The sequence below is a fragment of the Geodermatophilus sp. SYSU D00758 genome (assembly GCF_054049955.1).
Genome location: NZ_JBJGYK010000084.1, coordinates 1 through 4,643 on the forward strand (window position 1 = coordinate 1; position 4,643 = coordinate 4,643).

Annotated in this window: 7 protein-coding genes and 1 riboswitch; of the genes, 5 read left to right on the plus strand and 2 right to left on the minus strand. The window is 75.4% G+C overall.

What is annotated here, in order from left to right; all coding sequences use genetic code 11:
- Window positions 1–99 precede the first annotated feature (99 nt).
- Entirely contained in the window at window positions 100–618 is a 519-nt protein-coding gene (locus ACI8AC_RS25120; protein ID WP_456900582.1) for a C40 family peptidase, read from the minus strand.
- Between the two features lie 15 nt (window positions 619–633).
- Window positions 634–759, minus strand: a riboswitch (cyclic di-AMP (ydaO/yuaA leader).
- A 356-nt stretch (window positions 760–1,115) separates the two neighbouring features.
- Between ACI8AC_RS25120 and ACI8AC_RS25125 the strand changes: the two genes are divergently transcribed.
- The 4 genes from ACI8AC_RS25125 to ACI8AC_RS25140 all read left to right on the plus strand — a co-directional run bounded on the left by ACI8AC_RS25125 (window position 1,116) and on the right by ACI8AC_RS25140 (window position 2,577).
- Window positions 1,116–1,277 (plus strand): hypothetical protein, encoded by a 162-nt coding sequence (locus tag ACI8AC_RS25125; RefSeq protein ID WP_456900583.1) that lies wholly within the window; start codon window positions 1,116–1,118, stop codon window positions 1,275–1,277.
- Between the two features lie 136 nt (window positions 1,278–1,413).
- Window positions 1,414–1,644 carry a hypothetical protein gene (locus ACI8AC_RS25130; protein ID WP_456900584.1) on the plus strand — a complete coding sequence of 77 codons (231 nt, stop codon included), beginning with the start codon at window positions 1,414–1,416 and terminating at the stop codon, window positions 1,642–1,644.
- Window positions 1,645–1,734: 90 nt separating this feature from the next.
- On the plus strand, window positions 1,735–1,890 hold the full coding sequence (locus tag ACI8AC_RS25135; protein ID WP_456900585.1) for a hypothetical protein: 156 nt from the start codon (window positions 1,735–1,737) through the stop codon (window positions 1,888–1,890).
- A 66-nt stretch (window positions 1,891–1,956) separates the two neighbouring features.
- Window positions 1,957–2,577 carry a hypothetical protein gene (locus tag ACI8AC_RS25140; protein ID WP_456900586.1) on the plus strand — a complete coding sequence of 207 codons (621 nt, stop codon included), beginning with the start codon at window positions 1,957–1,959 and terminating at the stop codon, window positions 2,575–2,577.
- 5 nt (window positions 2,578–2,582) lie between these two features.
- Here the strand turns inward: ACI8AC_RS25140 and ACI8AC_RS25145 are convergent, their stop codons facing one another.
- Window positions 2,583–3,482, minus strand: coding sequence for an SMP-30/gluconolactonase/LRE family protein (locus tag ACI8AC_RS25145; protein WP_456900587.1), 900 nt, complete (start codon window positions 3,480–3,482; stop codon window positions 2,583–2,585).
- 109 nt (window positions 3,483–3,591) lie between these two features.
- Here ACI8AC_RS25145 and ACI8AC_RS25150 point away from each other — a divergent pair, with 109 nt between their 5' ends.
- Complete coding sequence (locus ACI8AC_RS25150) at window positions 3,592–4,560, plus strand: TIGR03557 family F420-dependent LLM class oxidoreductase (RefSeq protein WP_456900588.1); 969 nt, start codon at window positions 3,592–3,594, stop codon at window positions 4,558–4,560.
- The last annotated feature ends 83 nt before the right edge of the window (window positions 4,561–4,643 follow it).

A 4,643-nucleotide genomic window follows, 5' to 3' on the forward strand; every position in this document is an offset into this window, starting at 1 on the left:
GGGGGTGTCTCCGCCCCCGGGGGGCGGCGCGCGCCCCCCCGCCCCCCCCCCCCGCCGCGGCCCGGCCCCGCGGGGCGGCGCCCCCCCGCCGGACGGGTGTCAGACCACCCGGCGGGCGCCGGCGTAGCTCGGCATCGAGTCCAGGTTGACCACGGCGACCGGCTTGCCGGCGGTCGAGGCGTGGACCATCTGGCCGTTGCCGATGTACATGCCGACGTGGCTGACCGGGCTGTAGAAGAACACCAGGTCACCCGGCTGCAGGTCGGACTTCGCCACCGGGGCGCCCATCGTCGACTGCATCCGCGAGGAGTGCGGCAGCGAGACGCCGGCGGCGGCGTAGGCGTACTGCGTCAGGCCCGAGCAGTCGAACACGTTCGGGCCGGCCCCGCCCCAGACGTACATGTCACCGATCTGGGCCAGCGCCGTGTCGACGGCGACCTGCGCGGCACCGGTGGGGGCGGGGGCCGCCGCGGCGACCGGGGCGACCGCGGCGACGGTGGTGCCGCCGGTGCTCGCCGAGGCCGGCAGCGGGGAGAGGGCGATGCCGGCGCCCGCGACAGCGGCGACGGCGACGGTGCGGAACGAGCGGCGAGCGAGGGTCGTGCGGGCAGTCGTCATGGACGACGGGTCTCCTGTTCTCCACGAGACCGCCTACCGGGTTAGCTGACGGGTTCGGACGGAGGAGTCGCCCGGCGCGGCACGCGCGCTTCACCCCAGACGTGCGGTGGGTCCCCGGCCCTGCCCCGGCGGTCGTGCACCGGGGCCTGGTTCGGCGGTGGTCCGGCGGGTGCCACCGGGTGGTGACGAACCGATCCCGTCCGGGCCGCGACAGACGCTAGGGGGCGCGGCGGCCCCCCGCCGGGCGGGCATGCGGTGGCCCCCCGGGAGCGGCCCCGCCCCGACTCGCCGTCCCGACCTGCGGCGACGGTGGACGGCCGGCCCGGACGCGTCGTCGGGCGTCCGTGCACGGCGCCCCGGACGAATCCGGAGCGGTGCGGCGTGCCCGGACGCTGGGTGACCGGCGGACGACGTCCTGCGCCGGGAACCCGGGGGTGTGGCCGGGACGTTCCCCGGGCACCCACCCCCCAACCGACCCCGACCCCAGGGAGGCAGAGATGGCCGGCATGCTGCGCAAGGTGCTGGCGTCCGGGATCGCCGCGAAGGTGATCCAGGAGGCCAGCAAGCCGCAGAACCAGGCGAAGATCAAGAAGTTCATCGCGGACTTCCAGAACAAGCAGAAGGGCAACCGCGGCGGCGGCTACGGCCGCACGCACTGAGCCCGCGCCCACCGAGCCCGCGCCCACCGAACCCGGAGCCCCGGGCGAGCGCCCCCGGCCCTCCCGGCCGGGGGCGCGGTCGTTTCCGCGCCGCCGTCCGGGGCACTCCTCCTGCACCGGGACAGGGAGGTCCGCGATGAGCGAGAGCAACATGACCGGTCGCCCCGCCGGGGGGACGAACGAGCCCACCGAGGGGGTGCCCGGCGAACGGCCGGAGCACGACGAGGTCGGTGCCGCACCCGAGCAGAGCCCGCGGGCGGCGCAGGACGGCACCATGTCGAGCGATCAGGGCACCCCGGGTGTCCCGGGCAGCGCCACCGGACCCAGCTCGGCCGGCCCGCCCGACGCGGCTCCGCCGGGGGACTGACACACCCCGGCACGAGCACGGCACGGTTGACGACGGGTCCTGCGGGCACCCCTCCGGGGACCGACGCACCCGATTCGCGAGGAGGCGGTCATGGGACTGCTGGGCAAGCTCGGCAAGGCGGGGATCGCCAAGAAGGCGATGGACGAGGCCCGCAAGCCGCAGAACCAGGCGAAGATCAAGCAGCTGGTCTCCAACCTGGGCAGCAAGGGCAAGGGGGGCGCCCCCCGCGGCCGCGGCCGCGGCTGAGCGCACCGACCTGCCGCGACCCCTGCCCCGGCGGCGGGGGTCGCGGTGCGTCCGGGGGTGGTCGCCGTGCCCGACGTGAGGAGCCGCGAGCAGCGATGGCAGGACCGGCTGGCCCTGCCGGTGCTCGTCGCGGCGCTGGCGTCGGTCCCGGCGATGTTCCTCTCCATCGCCGAGGGCGTCTGGGGGACGGCCGGCCGGGTCGTCGACATCGCCAGCGGCGCGGTCCTGGTGGCCGAGACCGTGGTGCTGTTCGCCGTCACCGAGGACCGGCGCGCCTGGGTCCGCGGGCACCTCGGCCTGATCGGCATGACCCTGCTGGTGATCCTCGCCGTCGTCTTCGCCGTCGGCCCGGTGCAGGTGCTCCGCCTCGCCCGCACGGTCGGCGCGCTGCGGGTGCTGCGGGCCGGGCGCATCGTCAAGGCCGCCCGGGCGGTGCGGCAGCGCACGGGCTGGAGCGGCCCGTTCTCGCACGTGTTCGCGGTGGCGGCGGGCCTGCTGGTGGCGGTCTTCGTGGGGGTGGTGCTGGCCGACCCGACGTCGCAGACCCGGCTGCTGCTCGAGCGGTGGGTGGATCTCGGGACCCCGGCCGTCGTCGTCCTCTCGGTCGTCGCCGGGCTGCTGCTCGGGGGCGCGACGTGGCTGCTGGCCCGCGACCCCGGCAGCGGGCCCGACGCGGGGGAGGACTGAGGGCGTCAGGGGCGCCCGGCGTGCGGCACCCCCACCTCGGTCGCGAGCAGCACGGCCTCGCGCACCGGCGCGCGGTTGTGCTCGTAGAAGTCCGGCGCGCAGCACAGGAGCAGCGTGCGGCCGTCGTCCCCGCCGAGCATGCAGGCGTACACGCCGAGCCCCTCGGGGACGGCGATCTCGTCGACGACCCCGCCGCCGGGCGCCACGCGCACCACCCGGCCGCCGATCGCGTCGGCGGCCCAGACGTGCCCGTCGGCGTCCAGCGTGCAGCCGTCCGGGGCGACGACGAGCTGGCCGATGACCTCCTCGGTCGTGCTGCCGGTGGGCTCGGGGCCGAACCGCGCCCAGGTGCGCCGGTTCGACAGCGACCCGTCCGGGGCAAGGTCGAAGGCGCTGTAGCGGTTGCCGAACGACTCACCGACCAGCAGGGTGCCCCCGTCGGGGGTGATCACCGAGCCGTTCGGGAAGTTCAGCCCCTCGGCGACCACGGTCACCGAGCCGTCCGGGTCGACCCGCTTGAGCGAAGCCGGGGCGGGGGCACCGCCGGCCATGAGGTCGAAGCCGAAGTCGCCCACGAACGCGTGCCCGCCGGCGTCGACGACCATGTCGTTGAGGTGCCCGCCGCAGTGCGCGTCCAGGTCGGCGTGCACGGTCAGCTCCCCGTCGGCGAACCGCAGCACCCGCCGGTCCTTCATCGACACCAGCACCAGGGAGCCGTCGGGCAGCCAGCCGAGGCCCGAGGGCTGCTGCTCAACCTCGACCACCACGGTCTCGGCCCCGTCGGGGCCCACCCGGCTGACCTGGTGCCGGTAGAAGTCCGACACCCACCAGGTGCCCTCGTACCAACGCGGGCCCTCGAAGAACCCGCCACCCTCCAGGACCGTCCGCAGCTGCCTGTGCGCCATGCGGGAACCCTAGTGGCCCACGTCACGACACCCCGCCGCGCCGTTTCCGTCGCGCGCGACCCGGGCACGCGCGAGGAGGACCGAGGGACCCCACAGTGAGGACGACGTGATGCAGGTCGGCTACAAGCTCGCCACCGAGGCGTTCGGCCCCGAGGAGATCATCCGGCAGACGGTCCGCGCCGAGCAGGCGGGCTTCGACTTCGTCGAGATGAGCGACCACTACCACCCCTGGCTGGACGACCAGGGCCACAGCCCGTTCACGTGGTCCCTGCTGGGCGCGATGGCGGCGAGGACGGAGCGGATCGGGCTGACCACCGGCGTGACCTGCCCGATCATCCGGTACCACCCGGCGATCATCGCCCAGGCCGCCGCGACGGTGCAGATCCTGTCCGGCAACCGGTTCACCCTCGGCATCGGTGCCGGTGAGCGGCTCAACGAGCACGTCGTCGGCACCGGCTGGCCGGCCGTGCACACCCGGCACGAGATGCTGCGGGAGGCGCTGCAGATCATCAAGCTGCTGTGGCAGGGCGGCTACCGGTCCTTCGAGGGGAAGCACCTGCAGCTGGAGGACGCGCGCGTCTTCGACCTCCCCGACGAGCTGCCGCTCATCGCGGTGGCCAGCGGCGGGCGCAACGCCTCCGCGCTGGCAGCCGAGCACGGCGACGGGCTGTTCGCCACCGAGCCCCGCACCGACCTGGTCGAGGCCTACCGCGACGCCGGCGGCAAGGGCCCGCACTACGCCGAGGTGCCGATGGCGTGGGCGACCGACGAGGAGTCCGCCGTCCAGGCCGCCCTGGAGACCAGCCGGTGGGCGCTGACCGGCTGGAAGGTGATGAGCGAGCTGCCCAACCCGGTCAACTTCGAGGCGGCCAGCGCCACGGTGAAGCCCGACGACATCCGCCGGCAGTTCTCCGTCGGCCCGGACGCCGAGGCGCACCTGCAGCAGGCCCAGCCCTACGTGGACGCCGGGTTCGACCGGCTGGTGCTGCAGAACACCGGGCCCGACCCGGACGGCTTCCTGGACTTCTGCGAGAAGGAGTTCATCGCCCGGGTGCGGGAACTGACGCCGTCCTCCTGACGGTGTGGGGGGGGGGGGGGGGCGCCCCCCCCGGCGGGGCGGCCCCCCCCCCGCCGGGGGGGGGGCCGGCGGGTGGGGGTGGC

What these genes read in the sequence shown, in the direction of transcription:
- ACI8AC_RS25145 (WP_456900587.1), bottom strand. Translation starts at nt 3,482, where the DNA reads ATGGCGCACAGGCAGCTGCGGACGGTCCTGGAGGGTGGCGGGTTCTTC.
- ACI8AC_RS25135 (WP_456900585.1), top strand. Translation starts at nt 1,735, where the DNA reads ATGGGACTGCTGGGCAAGCTCGGCAAGGCGGGGATCGCCAAGAAGGCG.
- ACI8AC_RS25150 (WP_456900588.1), top strand. Translation starts at nt 3,592, where the DNA reads ATGCAGGTCGGCTACAAGCTCGCCACCGAGGCGTTCGGCCCCGAGGAG.
- ACI8AC_RS25125 (WP_456900583.1), top strand. Translation starts at nt 1,116, where the DNA reads ATGGCCGGCATGCTGCGCAAGGTGCTGGCGTCCGGGATCGCCGCGAAG.
- ACI8AC_RS25130 (WP_456900584.1), top strand. Translation starts at nt 1,414, where the DNA reads ATGAGCGAGAGCAACATGACCGGTCGCCCCGCCGGGGGGACGAACGAG.
- ACI8AC_RS25120 (WP_456900582.1), bottom strand. Translation starts at nt 618, where the DNA reads ATGACGACTGCCCGCACGACCCTCGCTCGCCGCTCGTTCCGCACCGTC.